The 18,748-nt window shown below is 69.8% G+C and carries 18 protein-coding genes and 1 pseudogene; 15 read left to right on the top strand and 4 right to left on the bottom strand.

Going from position 1 to position 18,748, the window contains the following annotated elements:
• Positions 1-1,410: 1,410 nt before the first annotated feature.
• From OG861_RS01005 to OG861_RS01025, 5 genes are all read left to right on the top strand, one after another.
• Positions 1,411-2,244, top strand: coding sequence for an SDR family NAD(P)-dependent oxidoreductase (locus OG861_RS01005; protein ID WP_330260977.1), 834 nt, complete (start codon positions 1,411-1,413; stop codon positions 2,242-2,244).
• Positions 2,245-2,311: 67 nt separating this feature from the next.
• Complete coding sequence (locus tag OG861_RS01010) at positions 2,312-2,890, top strand: TetR/AcrR family transcriptional regulator (protein ID WP_330260978.1); 579 nt, start codon at positions 2,312-2,314, stop codon at positions 2,888-2,890.
• 472 nt (positions 2,891-3,362) lie between these two features.
• Complete coding sequence (locus tag OG861_RS01015) at positions 3,363-3,908, top strand: GNAT family N-acetyltransferase (protein WP_330260979.1); 546 nt, start codon at positions 3,363-3,365, stop codon at positions 3,906-3,908.
• Between the two features lie 674 nt (positions 3,909-4,582).
• Positions 4,583-4,933 (top strand): transposase, encoded by a 351-nt coding sequence (locus tag OG861_RS01020; RefSeq protein WP_330260980.1) that lies wholly within the window; start codon positions 4,583-4,585, stop codon positions 4,931-4,933.
• Positions 4,934-5,537: 604 nt separating this feature from the next.
• Complete coding sequence (locus tag OG861_RS01025; protein ID WP_329201495.1) at positions 5,538-5,759, top strand: hypothetical protein; 222 nt, start codon at positions 5,538-5,540, stop codon at positions 5,757-5,759.
• 556 nt (positions 5,760-6,315) lie between these two features.
• Here OG861_RS01025 and OG861_RS01030 read toward each other — a convergent pair.
• Positions 6,316-7,254, bottom strand: coding sequence for an NADP-dependent oxidoreductase (locus OG861_RS01030; protein ID WP_329201493.1), 939 nt, complete (start codon positions 7,252-7,254; stop codon positions 6,316-6,318).
• A 53-nt stretch (positions 7,255-7,307) separates the two neighbouring features.
• Here OG861_RS01030 and OG861_RS34200 point away from each other — a divergent pair, with 53 nt between their 5' ends.
• A complete protein-coding gene (locus OG861_RS34200) occupies positions 7,308-7,823 on the top strand; it encodes a hypothetical protein (protein WP_443064442.1) in 516 nt (171 codons plus the stop codon).
• Between the two features lie 10 nt (positions 7,824-7,833).
• Here OG861_RS34200 and OG861_RS01040 read toward each other — a convergent pair whose 3' ends face one another.
• Positions 7,834-8,394: a hypothetical protein gene (locus tag OG861_RS01040; protein ID WP_330260981.1), complete on the bottom strand. Its 561-nt coding sequence runs from the start codon at positions 8,392-8,394 to the stop codon at positions 7,834-7,836.
• A 103-nt stretch (positions 8,395-8,497) separates the two neighbouring features.
• On the opposite strand from OG861_RS01040, the gene OG861_RS01045 reads away from it, so the two are divergent.
• A complete protein-coding gene (locus OG861_RS01045; RefSeq protein WP_330260982.1) occupies positions 8,498-9,025 on the top strand; it encodes a PadR family transcriptional regulator in 528 nt (175 codons plus the stop codon).
• A gap of 87 nt (positions 9,026-9,112) precedes the next feature.
• Here OG861_RS01045 and OG861_RS01050 read toward each other — a convergent pair whose 3' ends face one another.
• Complete coding sequence (locus OG861_RS01050) at positions 9,113-9,994, bottom strand: hypothetical protein (protein WP_330260983.1); 882 nt, start codon at positions 9,992-9,994, stop codon at positions 9,113-9,115.
• A gap of 277 nt (positions 9,995-10,271) precedes the next feature.
• Here OG861_RS01050 and OG861_RS01055 point away from each other — a divergent pair, with 277 nt between their 5' ends.
• From OG861_RS01055 to OG861_RS01090, 8 genes are all read left to right on the top strand, one after another.
• Positions 10,272-12,485 (top strand): HAMP domain-containing protein, encoded by a 2,214-nt coding sequence (locus OG861_RS01055; RefSeq protein ID WP_329201483.1) that lies wholly within the window; start codon positions 10,272-10,274, stop codon positions 12,483-12,485.
• A gap of 6 nt (positions 12,486-12,491) precedes the next feature.
• Entirely contained in the window at positions 12,492-14,063 is a 1,572-nt protein-coding gene (pgsB, locus tag OG861_RS01060) for a poly-gamma-glutamate synthase PgsB (protein ID WP_330260984.1), read from the top strand.
• On the top strand, positions 14,060-14,542 hold the full coding sequence (locus OG861_RS01065; RefSeq protein WP_136213015.1) for a poly-gamma-glutamate biosynthesis protein PgsC/CapC: 483 nt from the start codon (positions 14,060-14,062) through the stop codon (positions 14,540-14,542). The genes pgsB and OG861_RS01065 overlap by 4 nt, the downstream gene beginning before the upstream one ends.
• A gap of 55 nt (positions 14,543-14,597) precedes the next feature.
• Positions 14,598-15,677 (top strand): C40 family peptidase, encoded by a 1,080-nt coding sequence (locus OG861_RS01070; protein WP_330260985.1) that lies wholly within the window; start codon positions 14,598-14,600, stop codon positions 15,675-15,677.
• Between the two features lie 135 nt (positions 15,678-15,812).
• The gene (locus tag OG861_RS01075) at positions 15,813-16,163 is read left to right on the top strand and encodes a hypothetical protein (protein WP_330260986.1); all 351 of its coding nucleotides are present in this window, start codon (positions 15,813-15,815) and stop codon (positions 16,161-16,163) included.
• Positions 16,164-16,275: 112 nt separating this feature from the next.
• A complete protein-coding gene (locus OG861_RS01080) occupies positions 16,276-16,464 on the top strand; it encodes a hypothetical protein (protein WP_329201475.1) in 189 nt (62 codons plus the stop codon).
• A 207-nt stretch (positions 16,465-16,671) separates the two neighbouring features.
• Positions 16,672-17,256 carry a hypothetical protein gene (locus OG861_RS01085; protein ID WP_330260987.1) on the top strand — a complete coding sequence of 195 codons (585 nt, stop codon included), beginning with the start codon at positions 16,672-16,674 and terminating at the stop codon, positions 17,254-17,256.
• A 10-nt stretch (positions 17,257-17,266) separates the two neighbouring features.
• Positions 17,267-17,803 (top strand): GNAT family N-acetyltransferase, encoded by a 537-nt coding sequence (locus tag OG861_RS01090; protein ID WP_330261946.1) that lies wholly within the window; start codon positions 17,267-17,269, stop codon positions 17,801-17,803.
• Here OG861_RS01090 and OG861_RS01095 read toward each other — a convergent pair.
• Positions 17,787-18,686 (bottom strand): annotated as a pseudogene (locus tag OG861_RS01095) (IS5 family transposase). The gene OG861_RS01090 and the pseudogene OG861_RS01095 sit on opposite strands and share 17 nt — an antisense overlap.
• Between the last annotated feature and the right edge of the window lie 62 nt (positions 18,687-18,748).

Genomic DNA, 18,748 nt, shown 5'->3' on the forward strand with positions numbered 1-18,748 from the left:
CGCAATCGCATGGGCGCATCCTGCCGTCAGTGCGGCTCCAGGGCGCAAGGGAAGTGGCGGCCGGGACACGCTCCCGCGGCCGGAGACGCCGTGCCGCAACCCTCCGCCTCGCGCTCAGCGCCACTTTGACTGTTCGGCCCGACTCCCGTGGGCTGCCGAGCCGGTCCATAAGCGGCGCGTCGGGCGTGTCACCCCGCACGCCGTCCACCGCGTGCGGATCACCCGCCGCGATCTCCCACGCCAGACGCTCGGCCTGGAGCGCTACGCGGGCGATGGTTTTCAACGGGGCGCAGGTGGGCGGCCGGATCGTCGCAAGGGGGCAGGGACCGCTCCTCCACGAACAGGATGACGACCGGCCGCAAAATCCTCGGCCGTCGCGGAGGCCTTGCCGGTATGGCGTTCGGTCACCGCCGCGGCGGCGCCGGCCGGCCGGAAGATCCGTGAGCTGGAGGGACGGGTGATCGGCGGAGCCGCCAAAGACAGCAGAGCGCACCGCTGTGCCGGGACCACGGCTGAGCAGAGTCATCCCCACCGGCGCGGCGGCAAATCGCCGCACGGTGTCGAGGACGTCGTCGGTGAGCATGCGCTGCTCGTCGGTGAGGACGCTGACCAGCCCGATCCGGTGGCCCCATCGCCGTCATTCGTCGTCGACTTCTGCCGAGCTCTGGGCATCATGCATCGAAGATCCCAGCCCGAGATGGGCAGCTCGGCTGTGATCCCGGACCTGCTGTCGTACTCATCGAGGCGGCCAGTGTCGTGGCCCTGCTGTTATTGGTCGAGCGACGCAGCTGCGATCGGCGTCAGCTCCGGCCCTTGGAGTTCGACCTGCCGGGCCACCAAGCCTTCGGCGTCAACCTCGAATTAGAACCAGATGTCTTCCTCGTCCCAGTAGCAGCGCATCCATGTGGTCACCGGTCCAGCTGATCGCCCCGCCCCGCTCGAGGAACTTCTGTTCCAGGGACCGCTGCTGGTGCTGTGGCTCCCAGCCGGTGCCCGGCCCGGTCAGGGCGGCTGGCTGGTCGAGCAGCGGGAGGGCCTGGCCGTAGGAGAGCCGTGACAGGTCCGCACCCGGACAGACATCCCGGGCAGTGAGCGCCTTGCCGGGGCCGGGCCTCGCCCGTGCCAGCCCCCCACTGTCGACGGTCTCGTAATCCCCCGGGCAATCGTCATGCAACTCCCCAGGTGTCCGGGGGCAGTGGCCGGTGGGCGCCGGGCCGTCCGGCGTGCTCGGAGCGGCGCGACTCATATCGCAGGTCCCGACGTCCGACACCTCTAAGCGGATAGTTCATCCGCTTGTGTGTTACCGTCCGGGTAAGCGGATGAACTATCCGAATATCTGGGTGGAGGGGCACATGACGAAGACAGCTGTGGTCACAGGGGGGGACGGCCGGCATCGGACTGGAGACGGCCATGGGACTGGCCGACGCCGGGTTCTCGGTCACCGTGGTCGGACGCAATGCCGACCGCGGTGCCCGGGCGGTCGACCGGATCAACGCAACGAACCCGGCGCATCCCGGACGTTTCCTGGCCGCCGACCTCGGCTCGCTCGGCCAGGTGCGCGCGCTCGCCGACCGGATCGCCGCTGAGCACACCGCCTCCGGCGACCCGCTGACCGTGCTGGTCAACAACGTCGGGGCGATGTTCCGGCAGCGACAGACCCTGGACGGCATCGAAGCGTCGTTCGTCGTCAACCACCTCTCGTCGTACCTGCTGACGGAACTGCTGCTGCCCACGCTGACAAGCGGGGCGCCGAGCAGGATCGTGAACGTGACCTCGGGCGCGGTGGGGCTCGCGAAGAGAACCTTCGACGCCGTCGAGCCGCCCGGCGGCTACTACGGCTTCCACTGGTACGGCCGCGCCAAGCTCGCCAACCTCGCCTACACGCTCGACCTGGCGAACCGGCTGAAGGGCACGGCCGCCTCCGTCTTCGCCGCCGACCCGGGAGGCGCCGCGACCGACATGACCAACGGCACCATGTCCGACCCGAGGATCGTCGCACCGGCCCTGCGACTGCTGTGGCCGCTGGTGCACCGCAAGTTCGAACGCTCCACCTCGGGTCCGGCGTCCGTGGCTGCCCGGCCCTCGATCGTCGCCGCCACTGACGAAGCCCTCGCGGGCCGGACCGGCATCGTCATAGGGGCCCAGGCGCACCCGGTGACGCCGCTGCGCGCAGCGACCGACCCCCGCATCGCCCAGGACGTGCGCCGGCTCAGTGAACGGTACGCACCACTCACCCTCACCTGACCCGCCAGGCGGTGCGGATGCTGTCGGCGGCGTCATCCGGATGGAGAATCCGGTTAGCATGTCCCCCATGACGATGCCCCTGCGCAAGGATGCGGCCCGCAACTGGGACCGGATCGTCGCGGTCGCCCGCGCGCTGGTCGACCAGGGCACACCACTGCAGCTGAACGACGTCGCCAGCCGCGCCGGACTCGGAGTCGGCACCGTCTACCGGCACTTCGCCACCCCCGAAGCGCTACTGGAGACCGTCGCCACTCCCTGCCTGGAAGCCCTGGCCGGCCACGGCCAGCAGGCTCTGACCGGTACCGACCCCTGGCGCGCACTCGAAGGCTTCCTGTTCCGCACCGTCGAAGCGCAGGTCACCGACGCGTCCCTCGCCCCGGTCACCGCGGCAGCCACCGACACCCTGCCGCGCACCACGGAACTCAAAGAGACGCTTCGAGCGGTCGGCACCGCACTCCTCGGCCGGGCTCGCGATGCCGGAGCGGTCCAACCGGACCTAGCCGCCGCCGACCTCCTCCCGCTCATGTGCGGCATCGCCCACGCCGTCAACGTCCACGGCGGCACACCCGCCGAACGGATCGACACCGCACATCGCTACCTGGCCACACTCCTCGAAGGACTGCACACTACGCCGCAGCACCCGTGAGAACACCGCCCGCGGACCAACCGGGGCGATCCATACCTGCCGCCACGACCTGTATGGCACACCGGTCTGCGATCACTGCCAGGGAATCGTGACCACGAGCATGGGCAATTCCCTGACGCGGAAACGGTCGAAGATGGGGAATTCCGTGACCGCCGACACGCCCCGTCAAACCTGCGCAGCGCAGGAGGGCATCGCCGCGCGCCACCTGCCGCGTGCGGGCCCCCAGCGCTAGTTCAGAGAACGACCAGGCCAAAACTGATCGCACCTGGCCGAATGAGACGCATATGCGCTTCTCCTTGCAAAGGCTCTCAATCAGGCACCGCACCATCCGCGGCCCCTTCACCGCCGCAGGAGCGCCGGCCGGGCGCACACCGGTGCCTGGCCAGCGGCCCCGGCCGTGCCGAAGCGCGATAGTTGACGCAGCGGCAGGATTGTTGTCATCCGGACTGCTGACAGGATCTACGGTGACGGGATGAACGACGATCCCGTGAGATTACGTCCAGTGGTCGAGGACGACCTGTCGGTGCTCGAGCGGTTCCTGACAGAGCCGGAGGCGACTGGGCCGTTCCAATGGCTGGGCTGGTCAGATCCGGGGCGCTGGCGACGCCGCTGGGCGCAGGATGGGTTGCTGGGCGATGACGGCGGCCAGCTGATGGTGGTGACCGGCAACGACCGGCTCGGTTTCGTGGCATGGCGGAAGGTCGTGACCTCGCGCAGCTCGTACTGCTGGAATATCGGGGCCCAGTTGCTGCCGGACGGCCGCGGACGTGGTGTCGGCACGCAGGCGCAGCGGTTGCTGGTGCTTTATCTGTTCGCGCACACTCCTGTGGTCAGACTCGAGGCGGACACCGAGACGGAGAACATCGCCGAGCAGCGCGCACTGGAGAAATCCGGCTTCGCCCGTGAGGGCGTGCTGCGCAGCGTCGTGTTCCGGGACGGGCAGTGGCGGGACGTCCTGCGTTATAGCGTGCTCCGCGACGAGATCGCCTCGGATAAACCCCGCGGGCAACTGGCCTGAGGCGGCCGCGGGAGTCGATGCCCCCACGGTGACGGCCAGGCCCACAAGTGCGGTGATGGCCAAGTCTCCGACACGAGTTAGCAGCATCGATGTCCCACCGCGGTGTCTTCGCAGGTTGGAATACAACAGTTGTTGTCACGTCCATCGGGTCGTGATGCCGTCGAGAAGCGCCGCCCCGGCGGGTTCGCGGGCCCTGGTTCGACCTCTCAGCATCCCGGCAATGTCTGCCCTGTCCATCTTCGACTGTTTCACTGTCCGCTCAGTCCGACACAGGAGCCCTTGGACGCTCCCGGTCCCGCCCGGCAGTCACGGCCAGGCCTGCGGCCGGGACAGCGCATCGGCTCCTACTGCGGATACAACAAGTCCCCCACCTACAGCGACATCGGCGACCAAGGTCTCCGTGTCCAGGAGATCCGGCTTCGACATCGGTTCCTCCGGAATCGACGGGGATTTCGGCCTCCAGCCGCCGACCCCCATGCCAGCCCTGGAAGGGACGGAACACGTAGGCGTCAGGATCCCGGGCCCCCACCCTGGAAGCTCGGGGCGTCCAGGGCAATGTGTCCCAGCCGCTGCAACGAGCCGCAGCAGAACCGGAACCGCACCACCTGTCCACCGGCAGTCGCGTTGATCCAGCCAGGAACGTGCCCAGGAGACAGAAAAACCGTTAAAGCGGCATGAACGACGAATCTGACGACCTCAACGACCAGGAATGGGACGCCATCCACAGCCTCCTGCCCCGCCGCATGCCTGGCAGCGCCGACTACCGGGCCATCGTCAACGGCATCCTGTGGCAGCAGACCGGAGGCCGCCGCTGGCACGACCTGCCCACCCGCTACGGACCCTGGCACCGCTGCGCCGAACGCCTGCGCCTGTGGACCACCGACGGCACCTGGCAGCAAGTCCTCACCCTCCTGGCCACCCACCGTCAGCTCGGTGACAGCCGCCCTCTCCCCCGTGACACCGGACACCCCCAGAACGCGGAAAACCGTAGCGCCGACGACTGGAACACCCCCTGGCTTCCCTGAACCCGTACGGCACCGGACCAGGCCGGCAACTCGGGCCCACGAACAGCGAACGGGGCTCCGCTCACCTCGAAGAGGTGGCGCACGTCGTGCAGGACCCCATCCGCGTCCCAGCCGTTCCGGTTCATCAGCTGGTGAATCCGGTCCGGACACATCGGCACACAGGCCCTTCCGTCGGATGGGCAGGCCGACTGGCCGGCGAATAATGGCGGACCGGCTTGGCTTCCAGGAACCCCTCGGGGGCATTGCAGCACCCGGTCGTCTTGATCAAGTTGGAAACGGGGGCGCTGGCGCGCGAGTGTCGGCGCGAAGCCGGCCCGCCGCGTCGTAGCGGCCCAGCACGAGCAGTCCGGGACGGGTCAGGGTGCCGGTGACGGCGCCGGTGATCGCCTCGGTGGTGTCCCGTCTCCGGATCTGGGTCCTTCTCTGTATCAAGTCACACTGCCCAGGCCCCTGAGCAAGCGAGGTGACCAGCCGTTGCCCCTGACGAGGGGAATATGCGCCTATGCACCTGCGGAGGCTCCGCGGTCCCTAGAGTCTGTGATCTTGCCTCTTTTGACCAGAGGCAGGTTCGACCACCCGATGACGAGCGATTGGAAAGCCTTCCGTGGAGCACGAACTTCGAGCGGAATACGTCGACGGCACCGCGCCCCGAGATGCGGATGCCGAGGTCAAGACTTGGCACTTCGTGCGCGAGGACGACATGACAGGCATGTGCGGTCGGGAGCTGTTGCCGGAAGCGGCGACACGATCCGCTGACGACTTCGGAGCCGGCGGGGTGCCGGTCTGTCACAGCTGCGGAGCCCTGTTCCTGCGGGAAGCGTCTTGACCGACGGACAAACACGCAGCGGATGAAATCTGCCTGCCGCATCGCGGAAGCCCCGGCAGTTGCCGGGGCTCCCCAACGCCGAAGCGCGAAGACACCTACCGCTGCGACTCAGTGACGATCACCCGCGGTGTCGCAACGCCAACTGCCCATCTGCTGAACGCCCAGCGCAGCACCTCCCGATCAGGGCGGTCTCGGCCTGTCCGTTCAGTGGCCAGCTGCGCGAACTGCACGAGCAGCGCGAGGAGGCGTTGCGCGCGCCCTGGCCGGGACGGCCGGACCCGAGCACGCACCGGGGCGGACCGGGCACCCCGCATCGCCCCGCGCGCCGCAGCGGCACTGAGTTCGGCGGCGAACCGGCTGATGTTCCGGCGGATCCAGGACCCGACCCTGGCCGGGCGGCCGGACGACGAGATCGAGGCCCTGCCGAAGCCGTAGGCCGATCACGTGTACGGCCTGCTCACAGCGGCAGTCGGCGGCTTCCCGGGCGGCGTCCGCGCCCGGTAGCCCGGTACGACCGAAGCCGGACGCGCGCCCCCGACCGCCGGCCGCACGAACCCTACGGAACCAGCACGATCTTGCCCCGGACCCGCCCGGTCTCACTGAGCTCGTGCGCCTTCGCCGCCTCGGTGAGCGGGAGGGTCTCGGAGATGGTGGGCCGGATGCCGTGGCCGTCGATCAGCGCGGCGAAGTCGGTCAGTACGGCAGGGGTCGGCTCGAGGAAGAACTCCACGAAGCGCACGTCCAGTTCGGCGGCGCGGGCGGTGACCTCGGTGCGGTCGACGCCGACCCCGACCACGTCCACCAGGATGCCGCCCGGCTTGAGCGTGCCGAGGGAGCGCGGCCCGTAGTCGTGGCTGATGGTGTCCAGTACGGCGTCGATGTCGCGGAGCGCGCCGAAGTCCGCCACCGTGTAGTCGATCAGCTCGTCGACGCCGAGGTCCCGCAGGTACGCGTGCTTGGCGGCGCTCGCCGTGCCGATGACGTACGCACCCCGGGCCTTGGCGATCTGGACGGCGAGGTGGCCGACGCCGCCGGCCGCACCGTGGATCAGCACCCGGTGGCCGGGCCCCACGTCCGCGAGGGTGATCAGGGCCTGGTAGGCGGTGAAGCCCGAGATGGGCAGGGCCGCGGCGCCGACGTGGTCGAGGGTGCGGGGCTTGGGGGCGATCCGGTCCTGGGGTACGACGACGTGGTCGGCGTGGCTGCCGTGCGGCGGCACGGTCCAGCCGTACACCTCCTCGCCCTCCGCGAAGCGGTCCACGCCCTCGCCGAGCCGTTCCACGGTGCCGCTGAACTCGTGGCCGAGGACGTAGGGCGGCGGCCCGAAGAAGTCCACCTTGCCGACCCGGACCTTCCAGTCGGCCGGGTTCATGCCGGTGGCCCGCACCCGGACCAACACCTCGCCCGGGCCGGGCACAGGGAGGGGTGTCTCGGCGAGTTCCAGCACGTCGGAGCCGCCGATGCCCCGCTGGGTGATCACACGCGTCGTCGTCATGAAGATCATCTTTGCATCGGGATGTTTAGTTGAACAGTAAATTTGACGACGGGATGCGGAAGCCCGAGTTCCGCCCCGGCCCCACCACCGCGGTGGACGGCACACCCGCCGGCAGGGTGCCGCCCTGTCCGAGCACCGCCCTGTCCGAGCACCAGCGCGACCTCGTCGGCTACGGCGCTCAGCCGCCGCCACTCCGCCCGGCACAGCGGCGCCTGGGTCACCGTGAGCCTCGTCGTCAACATGAGGAGGGCGGCGAACTGAACGTCCCGGAGGGCCACTCGGCCTCCGAGGGCTACCTCCACGAGATCGTCGGCGCCCCGCCGGTACCGCCCACGGCGAGGGCGCGTCACGAGGTGGTCGGTCAGGGCGGGAAGTCGACGTGCATCCGCAACCGCCATGTGGGTCTGCTGCACCTGGAGCACACCGACCTGTGGCTGGGACCCGCCGCGGGCCCGCGCCTGGTGACCTGCGTCCCGCTGGGCGCGGAGACTCGCGAACGCCTCGAACGCCCCGAGTCCCTTTCGCTCGCCCGGTCTGACCGGTCCTCACCGCCCGCGGACGCCGAATGAGGGAGCGGACTCAGCGCCCCGCGAGCCCGGCCTTCGCCTGGACGTGGGCGACGTAGCGGGCGGTGAAGATCATCGGGATGGCGAACCCGGCGACCTGGATGACGGTGGCGGCGGTCGAGTGGGCGTTCCCGGCGTGGGCCACGAAGGCCAGGACCGCGGCGGTCAGCGCGAAGGCGGCGGTCCATACGGCGGTGATGACGACGTTCGTGCGGACGAAGGGCCGCAGGCCCCACACCTCGCGCGGAGTGGTGCGCTTGGCGATGCCCAGGGTGAAGGGCTTGCGAATGGCCAGCGAGACGCCGGCGATGACCGCGAGGGTGGCGGAGGAAAGTGCGGCCGAGTAGTCGTGGACACCGGAGCGGGGATCGGCGAAGGCGATCGCGGCCAGCACGGCGAAGAAGACGGCCGAGCCCAGTTCCATGATCAGCGCGTCGAATCCGGCGCCGGCCCGCACCTGCTGGGCGATGACCGCCACCGCGACCGCCAGGGCGGCCAGTGCCGCCCACTGCCAGCTCCCCGACGGCAGGACGGCGAAGACGATCCACGGCAGGAAGGTGCGCAGGTAGGTCATGATTCCCCGTTTTCGTGATGACGCTTGGTCTGGGTTCTGCTCTGACATGTCAAAAGTAGAAGGTCGAATATGACCTGTCAACTGTGGAAGGTAGACTGGGTCCATGAGCCTCAAGCACGCCCTTCTGGGCCTTTTGTCGGAGCGTCCCGCCAGCGGCTACGACCTGCTGAAGCGGTTCGAGACCTCCTTGGCCGACGTCTGGCCGGCCACGCAGAGCCAGATCTACACGGAGCTGACCAAGCTGGCGGGCGTCGGCTGGATCGCGGTGGCGGCCGAGGGGCCCCGCGGTCGCAAGGAGTACACCCTCACCGACGAGGGGCTCGCCGAACTGCGGCACTGGCTGACCGGGACCAAGCCCCAGCGCAACACCCGCAGCGATGTCCTGCTGAGGGTGTTCTTCCTCGGGGTGCTGGAGCCGGCCGAGGCGCAGGCGTACCTGGCGGACCTGATCGAGATGTCGGAACGGGGCGGCGAGGAACTGCGCCGGCTGGCCGACAGCATCGAATGGGGCGATGACGACCTTTCGCTCTACGGCCGGATCGCCCTGGAGTACGGCCTGCGCTTCAACGCCATGCGCCGCGACTGGGCGCGGTGGGCGGCCGACCGGATCGAGGCGACCGCGAAACGCTGAGAGCGGCGGCGCCGCCCGGGCGGGGCGGCGAGACGCCGAAGGGGGCGGCGCCGCCGGCGCCGTACGGGCGCGCCCCGGTCGCCGTCGTCAGCCCGCGGCCCAGCTGTTCGTGAGGGTCGCGATCGCTGCCGCCGTCCGGTCGAGTCCCTCGTCGTCCCCGCGGACCGTCCTGTTCAGCTCCAGGTGCAGGAACCGTACGTTCTCCCCGGCAGCGACCTGGCCCTGTTCGTTCTCCGTCCCCGAGAGCCGGCACCGGCCGGAGTACGCCGTACAGACCTGGCGGCCGTCGCCCCGCAGGGCCGCGGTCAACCGGGCGGCGTCCGCCACGGCCTTGTCGCCGGCGCCCGTGGAGACCACCGCGTCGCGGCCGGGGAAGGACTCGTTGGCGAAGCCGTGCAACTGGATGCCCGGGAGTTCGCGGCGCATCAGCTCGTCGATCACACCGTGGAAGACGGAGTCCGTGCGGTGGGCCATGTCGGCCGATCCGTCCTTGGCCGCGTTGCGGTGGGCCCCGGCGATCACCATCACCCCGCCGGGCGCCCCGCGCAGCACGCGGGCGCCGAGGAGCTCGGTGCGGGCGTCGGCGATGGGGTGGGGGACCTGTACCGACCAGCGCGGTGGGTGGTCGAGGTCCACGTACACCCGGCCCCAGCCGCGGCTGCCGCGGCCCGATTCCCCCGCCCCGTCCGCGACCTCCGCGTACCGTCGGCCGCTGACGCCGTCCGTCACGGTGTGCAGGGTGAAGCCGACGGTCTCGAGCCGTGCCCGCGCGGCCTGCGGGTCACCGTCGAGCAGGAGGGCGACGCCCCGGGTGAGCGTCGATCGTTCCTCGCTCGTGGGGACGCGGTAACCCCCGCGCTCGCCGAAGCCCGCGGTGAAGAGGGCGATCCGCCGCACGAGGTCGTTGTCGGGGGAGAGCTGTGGCGCCGACGCGGCCTGCCGAGGGGGCGGCGTCGCGTCCGGCCGCACCAGGAAAAGCGTCAAACCGGTACATAGCAGAGCAAACGCTGCGCACAGTGCCGCAATTGTTACTCGCCTGGTCGACTGTGCGCTCATAGTCATATAAAAATAGCGGAGTGGCGTACTCCGTTTACCCGGCGGCACGACAACCCGAGCTTCTCCGGACCGCCCCGTAACCAGACCATGCAATCCCTCGGCCACACCGGCTCCAGGACAGAACGAAGAGGAGCCTCTGTTGGCCGCGTCGCGATCGAGGCGGCGGCGCCGGACCCGCCGTAGGGCGGACATGTCCCTGCTGGGTGGCATCCGCCCGCCCATCGCAGCCCTGTCCGCCTTGTTGCTGACCCTCGCCGCCCTCACCGCGTTCCAACTCGGCCACGTGGGCAAGGGCACAGTACCGCCTGCCGTCCTCACTTCCCAGCAGCATTTCGCCGAGGACGGCGCCATCGCCCTGCGCGCCTCGCTCGACGAGAGCGTCACCGACATCGGCCGGACCGCTTCGCTGTTCAGCGCGGGCGAGCCCGTCTCACCGGACTCGGTGCTCGACAAGCTCGGCAACGTCTACCAGAAGTGGCGCGGCACGGCCGTGATCGAGATCAAGTCGGGACGGCTCGAAGCGCAGCGCGGCGAGAACCTGCCCCTGACCGCCCTCGACCTGACGACCCTCAACGCCCCGAACGGCCTCGCCCCCCGCATGGTGCGGCTCGAAAACGGCGAGACCCGCCTCCTGACCCTGGCCCTGCTCTCCTGGCAGGGTCGCCCGCAACAGCTCCTGGTCGCCTCCAACAGCCTGCGGGTGCCGGGCGTCAGCCTGGGCAAGGGCCGCGCCATCGCCGTCCTCGACGCCTCCGGACAAGTCCTGGACAGCAGCGGCGTCGCCGACGCGGGACGCGAGCGCAAGCAGCTCGACGCGTTCGCGAAGACGACGGCGCAGAAGGCGAAGCAGCACCCGCTCCAGTCCAAGGAGCCGGGCTCCGGCGGCTTCCCCGGCGTCAGCGGCAGTCTGCTGGGAGACGCCGCGTCAGGTCACCGCTCCGTGGCCGGCTACGCCAAGCTCGCCGGACCGGCGCCCGGCGAGGGCACCGATGCCACCGCCCTCGGGCTCACCGTCGTCTCGTTCGTCGGCGTCACCGAACAGGGCTCCGCCGTCGGCGACTCCTTCTTCTGGCTCGCCGCCGCCGGCGCCCTGCTGGTCCTCGGCGCGATCGCCGTGGCCCTGCTCGTCGTCACCGTGCAGCGCCCGCTGCTCCAACTGTTCCTCGAAAGCCGCCGGATCGGCCGCGGTGACCTGAACCGGCCGGTCACCCTCCCCAAGTACGGCGAGGCGGCCCGTATCGGCGCCGCCCTCGACCGACTGCGCCGCCAGGCGCTCGGCGAGCCGGGCGCCTCCGCCGACGGCCCTCGCCCGGGCCGCCGCGGCCGGATCGGAACGCGCGCCCTGATCGCGGTGTGCGCCCTCCTCCTGCTGGCATGGTCCGCGCCGCTCCTGCTGACGCTCAACCGCGCGGGAACCTCCGTCAAGGTGCCCCAGACGATCGTCGACGACCAGCGCGAGCGCACCGACACCCTCGCCGACCGGGTGCGCCGCGCCCTCAACGAAGGCCACGCCGACCTCACCTCCGTGGCCTCCGTCCTCGGCGCCAAGACCACCCCCGCCGAGGTGACGGACCTACTGGAACGCACCCGCACCCAACACGCGCGCTACGCGTCGCTCTACGTGCTGAGGTCCGACGGCACCGTCATGGCCCGGGCCGGCGCCGCGCCCCACCACCTCGGCGGCAAGGGACCCTCCCGCGAACCGGTGACCGTGATCGACAGCGGCCACGAGCCGGTGATCACCGAGTACGCCGAGGCGCCCGCCCTGGGCGGCGCGGCGGTGGTCGGCGAGCTGCGCATCGACTTCATCAACGCACTGCTCAAGCGTCCGGGCCTGGGCGAGGTCCGCGTGGTCGACGGCAAGCACCGCGTGGTCGGCGGGAACAGCGGTTACCTCGCCTTCGCGCGACTGCCGAACGACCGGCTCGACGCGCTGGTGACGAGCGCGAACCAGAAGACGGGCAAGGGTCCCGGCGCCCGCGCCGGCGTCATCCGCGACGGAGGGACCTCCATCGCCGCCGCCGCACCGCTGACGGGCGGGGGCGTGGCCCAGCCGCTCGGATGGACGGTCGTCAGCCTGCAACAGGCCAAGGGCCTGGAGATCGCCCCCTACACCGCGCAGAACCGCACCGTGCTGGCCGGACTGCTCGGCCTCACCGGCGCGGCGGCCTGCCTCGGCTGGCTGCACATCATCGTGGTGCGACCGCTGCGCTCCCTCGCCGAGCGGGCGGAGGCCCTCGCCGACGGCGACCGCCGCACCGTCCTCTACCCCACACACCACGACGAGGTCGGAGCCGTCACCCGCAGCCTCGAAGTCATCCGTCAGCAGCTGCAGGAGCAGCGCAAGCGGGACGCCGGCGGCGGCGCCGGCCGGACCGGCGCCGCCCCGGCCGGAAGGAACTGATCCGCCGTGCTCTTCCTCTACTGCGTGCTGCTCGTCAGCTGCCTGGTCATGCTGGTCGCGGGCATCATCGAGCAGCGGCGGCACTACGCCAACCTCGACCGGATACCCCACCGGGTCCTCGTCAACGGCATCCGCGGCAAGAGTTCCATCACCCGGCTCTGCGCCGGGGCGCTGCGCGGCGGCGGGCTGCGCACGGTCGCCAAGACCACCGGCACCGCGGCCCGCTTCATCCACCCGGACGCCACCGAGGAGCCCGTCTACCGCAAGTTCGGCATCGCCAACGTCGTCGAACAGATCGGCATCGTCCGGCGCGCCGCCGCCTACCGGCCGGACGCGCTGGTCATGGAATGCATGGCGGTCATGCCGGCACTCCAGGAGATCAACCAGTCCAAGCTGATCCAGTCGACCATCGGCGTGCTGTGCAACGTCCGCGAGGACCACGTCGCCGAGATGGGCCCCACGCTCGACGACATCGGGCGCTCCCTGTCGCGGTCGATGCCGCACGGCGGGATCTGCGTCACCGCGGAGAAGGAGCGCTTCCACGTCCTCCAGGAGGAGGCGGACGCGCGTGACTGCAAGCTCGTCTACGCCGACCCCGACACCGTCAGCGACGAGGAGTTGCGCGGGTTCAGCTGGTTCACCTTCAAGGAGAACGTCGCCATCGCGCTGACCGTCGCCGAACTGCTCGGCGTCGACCGGGAGACCGCCCTCCAGGGGATGTACGACGCCCCGCCGGACCCGGGCGTGCTGTCCGTGGAACGGTACGTCGCGCCCGGCGGCAAGCGGGTGCGCTTCGCCAACGTCTTCGCCGCGAACGACCCCGAGTCCACGCTGATGAACATCAACCAGCTCCTCGACCTCGGGGCGGTCGACCGCCCGTTGAACGTGGTGATCAACTGCCGGCCGGACCGGGTCGAGCGCAACGGTCAGATGGGGCAGATCGTGCCCGACCTGATGCCCGAGAAGGTCTTCGTGATCGGGCACCCCGCCAAGAGCGCCATCGACGCGATCCCCGCCGAGTGGCGTTCGCGCGCCGTCGACCTCGGGGGCGACCAGCGCGACGGCGAGGAGTTCATGCACGAGCTGCTCGGCCACCTGGGCGAGCAGTCCTCGCTGGTCGCCATCGGCAACATCCACGGTCAGGGGGAGATCCTCCTGGAGCACCTCGCGGAACTCCCCGGCTTCGAGGACGAGCCCGCCCCCGAGCCGGTCCGGCAGGCCGGAGCGCAACAGCCCCAGTACGCCCCGCACCTGGACCCGTACGCGGACCTCACCGCCGCTCAGGAGGCGCGGTACGCGCAGCCGCCCGTGCCGAGGCAGTACGTCCGGCAGCAGCCCGACGGGGGCGCGGCGCAGTACCCGCAGCCGGCCCACCACCAGCCGCAGTACCCGCAGGCCGAGTACCACCAGGCGCCGTACCCCGGGCCGGCCCGGCAGCACCCGCCGCTCGAACAGCCGTGGCCCGGTCACCCGCAGCCGCACGACCCGCAGCCGTACCCACCACATTCACACGACCCGCAGTCGCAAGACCCGCAGTGGTACGACCCGCAGCAGCACTATCCAGGAGAGCCCCGTTGATCCCCGCAGTCCTCACCCCCGAGATCGCCGCGATCGGCATCGCACTGGGCCTGCTCTTCTCCCTGCTGTGCTACCTGACCACGAACCTCTCCCCCGGCGGCATGATCACCCCGGGATGGCTCGCCCTCACCCTCATCGAGGACCTGCAGCGGGCGGCCCTCGTCGTGGGCATCACCGTACTGACGTACGTGCTGACTCTCGTCACGCAGAAGTTCGTGATCCTCTACGGCAAGCGGCTGTTCGCCGCCGTCGTCCTCATCGGCGTGCTCCTGCAGGCCACGGTGGTCATCGTGCTGCAGATGAAGTTCCCCCTGCTGTACGCCAACCAGACCCTCGGTTTCATCGTCCCGGGACTCATCGCCTACCAGCTGGTCCGCCAGCCCAAGGGCGCCACGCTCCTCGCGACCGGGTCCGCGACCCTCATGACGTACGTCGTCCTGACGTCGGGCATCCTGCTGGGCTTCCTGCCGCACGCCTGACCGACGCCGCGCCCGACCACCCGCAACGCCGTCCGCCGTACCGCCCGGAGCAACGATGACCGTCAAACCCGCCCGTCGCGCCCGTCCCGTCCTGCACGCCTTCGTGGTGACGAGCCTGCTGGCCTCCAGCGCCTACCTCACCTACGAGTTGCGCAAGGAGGAGCAGGCCCAGGCGCCCGCCGCCGTGCGCGTGACCGACCAGGCGGCGAAGGGCGGCGCCAAGGGCGGACAGGACGGCACCCAGAAGTGGGAGCGGCTGCAGAACCCGCAGCGCTCGGTGCTGCGCAGCGGCGACGGTGCGGTCCTCGCGACGTTCACGGACGGAGCCCGGACCGCGACGCTGACCGGCAAGAGCCGCACCTTCACCGAGCCGGCCACCACACAGACCCGGGTCGTCACCGACACCTGGGTCCGCCTCCTGCCCGAACCCTGGCGGGCCGGCGCGGAACGCGAACAGTGGTTCCAGGACTGGTTCAAGAAGTACTACGGCAGCGAGGAGGACGACATCTTCGCGATCGCCTTCCAGTACGGCGACAAAGCCCCGGTGAAGAAGGACGCGGCGGGCGTCCAGTACGCGGGCGACGCGGCGTTCGGGCCGATCAACCCGAGCGGCTCCGAGGGAAACGACCTGCGCCTGGAGCAGTCCGACTTCTACGACTACCTCGGCATCCCGTACACCTTCCGCGACGGCACGACGGAGCAGCCCGAGAAGGCCAAGTTCCGGGACATGGACTGTTCCGGCTTCATGCGCACCGTCTTCGGCTACCGCAGCCGCTTCCCGCTGATGGCCACCGACTCGGGCGGCACCGGGCTGCCCCGTAGCGCCAACGGCATGGCCCGCTCGAAGATCGGCGTGGACGTGCTTCCGCTCAAGGGCGTCGCCGCGAAGGACCGGCCCGCCTCCATCGACGTCCTCCAGCCGGGCGACCTGGTGTTCTTCAAACTCGACGCGCGCACCGGCGAGCGGCTGGACCACACCGGCATGTACCTGGGCAACGACACCGACGGCCACAAGATCTTCATATCGAGCCGCGAGGAGGCCAACGGCCCCACCATCGGCGACAAGGGCGGCGCGTCGCGCCTCGACGGCAACGGCTACTACGCCGCCACCCTGCGCAGCGCCAAGCGCCTCTGACCCGGGCAACCGGGGAGGGGTCGGCCGACGGTCCTCCCCCGCGGGGGTGATGGTCGTGCGGAGGAACGCCGGGTGCGGCGGAGCTGGTGCTTCGCGGGCTCCTCGGCGCCGACGGGCGTGCCGGCGCTGGTTAACGTGACGACGCTGGTGGGCGGGGTGGTCCTGCTCCTCGGCGGCTGCGCCGCCTACTTCGTGCTGGTCGCAGGCACCGGGGTGCTGCTGCTGTCCCTGAGAATGCTGCTGGCCGTGGCCGCCGCCTGTCAGGCTGGCGGTGCCGGCCTGCGAACGGAACCGTTCAATCACCTGCGCCTCCCCCAGCACCGCCAATGGCAGCTTTCCCGGCGGCGCCGGCCGGCCCACCGACGCCCCGGACTCCCTGCGCGTCTGATCCCAGCCTTCCGGCACCGGCTGCCCCTGAAACAGGGTCCATCCCGAAGCTCTTCACGGCTGTCAGCGGCATCCTTCCGGCCAGATCTACCGGAGTGAACTTGACCCCTAGCGCTACGCCTCACCCGAACAGGGCAGCGAGATCAGGCGCCCCTCCGTCCTCCGTGCCAGGCTCGACGAGTCCCTCCCCCCACACGAGCGGAGCACCCTCATGGGCATCAAAGACGAGATGCAGGCGAAGGCTCAGCAGGCCAAGAAGAAGCTGCAAGGCGAGCAGGACGAAGCGAAGCAGAAGGGCCAGTCGGAGCAGGAGCGCCTGAGGCAGCGCACCGACCAGGCCCGGCAGCAGGGCCAGCGGAGTTTTGACGACGTTCAGGACGAAATGGACGACCGCACCTGACACCTCAACCGACAGGTCCGGGCCCACGCCCCCAGAGGCCGTGGGCCCGGACCTGTACAGGCGAGACGGGCGCCCAGTGCGGCCTGCGGCGGGGAATGCGGACGTGGCGGAGCTGTGCCGCGCGGCGCGGGGCGTGACAGTCGCGCCGTCACCGCGCTCTACCCCTGTCCTGCGTCACCGAACGTTGACCGATGTCAGGAGCTCTGAGTGGTCACGGTCGCGGCAGAACCGGCCCGGCTGCCAACCCGGAGCGGATCAGCAGCTGATCGGCACTTCCTGACCGAAGGCGTTGTCGGAGCCACTCGGCGGCTGGTATCACCCTTCGGCCGCGCCTTCACCGCCTCGCACTCACCTGCCTCGCTCCCACCCATCGGGCAGACCATCAGCCTCAGCCCGAACGCCTTCGGCGCCACGCCGGCCGTGAACCTCCCACCACCGCTGCCCACACTGGACTTCATCGGCTCCATGCGCGTGAAGGTTCTGACCGGCGGTGCGGACTTCGTACGACCGCAGACACCCCATCTCACGAGGGAGGCGGCCCACCCGTGGTTCGGGAAGGTCACCCTGCGCCAGCCGCATATTGATGTCGGACCTTTCAGCATCCTCAGGATCGGCCCCGGTGGGATCATCGCGAGCTGGAACCAATCGATGGAGGCCACCTTCGAAGGGTCAGGGGACACCAAGAGCCCGTTCGCCTACGAGACCCTGGACCCGGCGAAGTGGGTCGCGCACCTCTCCCTATTGAAAGTGCCTGGTGAGGATGACGGAGAGCCCATTTGTGATCAAGAATGATTGGATGGTCATGCTTGAGACTCCCCGTTTGATCCTGCGTCGCTGGCGCGAGGAAGACGTTGCGCCCATGGCTGCCGTCAATGCCGACCCCGAGGTCATGCGGTGGATACGTGACGGCGGCGTCCTTGACGAACAGCAGACTCGCGGCCGGGTCCAGGCGTGGGAGAGCGAGTGGGAGTCGCAGGGCTTCGGCCTGTTCGCCGTGGAGATCCGGTCCACTGGCGAGCTGGCCGGGTTCACCGGCCTTTCGGTGCCCCATTACTTGCCGGAGGTACTGCCGGCGGTTGAGGTCGGCTGGCGGCTGGGACGTTCCCACTGGGGGCAGGGCTTGGCCACCGAGGCCGCTGCGGCCGCTGTACGGTTCGGGTTCGAAGAGCGAGAGCTGGAGCGGATCGTCAGCATCGCTCAAGTGGGCAACGACGCCTCCGAACGGATCATGACCAAACTGGGGATGCATCCCGTCCGTGAGACCGTCAATCCCGCCGGTGGTCGGCGAGTACGGGTGTTCGAGTTGTCGTCGGACCAGTACGTCACAACCACTCGTTGATGGCCGCTACGAGGACGGTCGCCTCGTAGCGGACCGCGAGTTTGTCGAAGCGGGTGGCCACAGCTCGGTGCCTTTTGAGTCGGTCGATTCCACACTCGACCGCATGCCGAGCCTCGTAGTCCTCGTAGTCCTCGTAATCCTCGTAGTCGAATCTGGGCGGCCGGCCACCTAAAGCGCCTAGCTTCTTGCGGTTACATGCCTGGTCGGCCTTGTTCGGGATGGTGCAACGGATGCCGCGTCGGCGCAGGTAGGCGCGGTTCCTGCGGGAGGCGTACGCCTTGTCAGCCCTCACGCGATTGGGGAGGACAGGTGGCCGGCCGGGTCCGATGCGGGGCACGCGGACCTTCTCCAGCACGCGTTCGACTGCGGCGAGTCACCGCGCTGCCCAGCCGTGATCACGATCGACATGGGCCTCCGGCCTGTTCGACGGCCACGTGCAACTAAGTTGTGCACCCGCCGCGGGAGCGTCCCAGCCCATGATCTCCGGGCTCGGTGAAGACACCTCCCGGTGGTTCCTCTACAGGTCACCCCACTTGCGGGCAGCGGCCGCATGCTGGTGAGCGCGGCACACCGTGGAGTCGACGCTCAGGTCCCAAGTGATCGCACCCTTCGCGTTGGCCAGGGACCGGAGCCGGGTAAGGACCCGGTGCCAGCTGCCATCCCGCTGCCATCGGCGGAAGAGGTCGTAGATCCGGCCCCACGGCCCGTACTCGACTGGCACGTCCCGCCACGGCACGCCGGTACGGACCCGAAACCTTATGCCGCCGATCAGCTGCCGCCGGGGCCAGACGGGCGGCCGCCCCGCCTTCATCCCCTTCGGCGACAACGGCGCCAACGGCGCCAACAGCGCCCACTGTTCATCCGTGAGATCTCCCCGACGCATGAACCGTGATCATCCACAACCCAAGATCCACTTTCGATACACGGCCGAGGGGCCTGTCTCTT

Source organism: Streptomyces sp. NBC_00539 (genome assembly GCF_036346105.1).
Classification (GTDB): domain Bacteria; phylum Actinomycetota; class Actinomycetes; order Streptomycetales; family Streptomycetaceae; genus Streptomyces.

Bases quoted from the DNA above. Each gene is read 5' to 3' on its own strand.
- OG861_RS01005 (WP_330260977.1), top strand. From the start codon at position 1,411: ATGGGACTGGCCGACGCCGGGTTCTCGGTCACCGTGGTCGGACGCAAT.
- OG861_RS01010 (WP_330260978.1), top strand. From the start codon at position 2,312: ATGACGATGCCCCTGCGCAAGGATGCGGCCCGCAACTGGGACCGGATC.
- OG861_RS01015 (WP_330260979.1), top strand. From the start codon at position 3,363: ATGAACGACGATCCCGTGAGATTACGTCCAGTGGTCGAGGACGACCTG.
- OG861_RS01020 (WP_330260980.1), top strand. From the start codon at position 4,583: ATGAACGACGAATCTGACGACCTCAACGACCAGGAATGGGACGCCATC.
- OG861_RS01030 (WP_329201493.1), bottom strand. From the start codon at position 7,254: ATGACGACGACGCGTGTGATCACCCAGCGGGGCATCGGCGGCTCCGAC.
- OG861_RS34200 (WP_443064442.1), top strand. From the start codon at position 7,308: ATGCGGAAGCCCGAGTTCCGCCCCGGCCCCACCACCGCGGTGGACGGC.
- OG861_RS01040 (WP_330260981.1), bottom strand. From the start codon at position 8,394: ATGACCTACCTGCGCACCTTCCTGCCGTGGATCGTCTTCGCCGTCCTG.
- OG861_RS01045 (WP_330260982.1), top strand. From the start codon at position 8,498: ATGAGCCTCAAGCACGCCCTTCTGGGCCTTTTGTCGGAGCGTCCCGCC.
- OG861_RS01055 (WP_329201483.1), top strand. From the start codon at position 10,272: ATGTCCCTGCTGGGTGGCATCCGCCCGCCCATCGCAGCCCTGTCCGCC.
- OG861_RS01070 (WP_330260985.1), top strand. From the start codon at position 14,598: ATGACCGTCAAACCCGCCCGTCGCGCCCGTCCCGTCCTGCACGCCTTC.
- OG861_RS01080 (WP_329201475.1), top strand. From the start codon at position 16,276: ATGGGCATCAAAGACGAGATGCAGGCGAAGGCTCAGCAGGCCAAGAAG.
- OG861_RS01090 (WP_330261946.1), top strand. From the start codon at position 17,267: ATGCTTGAGACTCCCCGTTTGATCCTGCGTCGCTGGCGCGAGGAAGAC.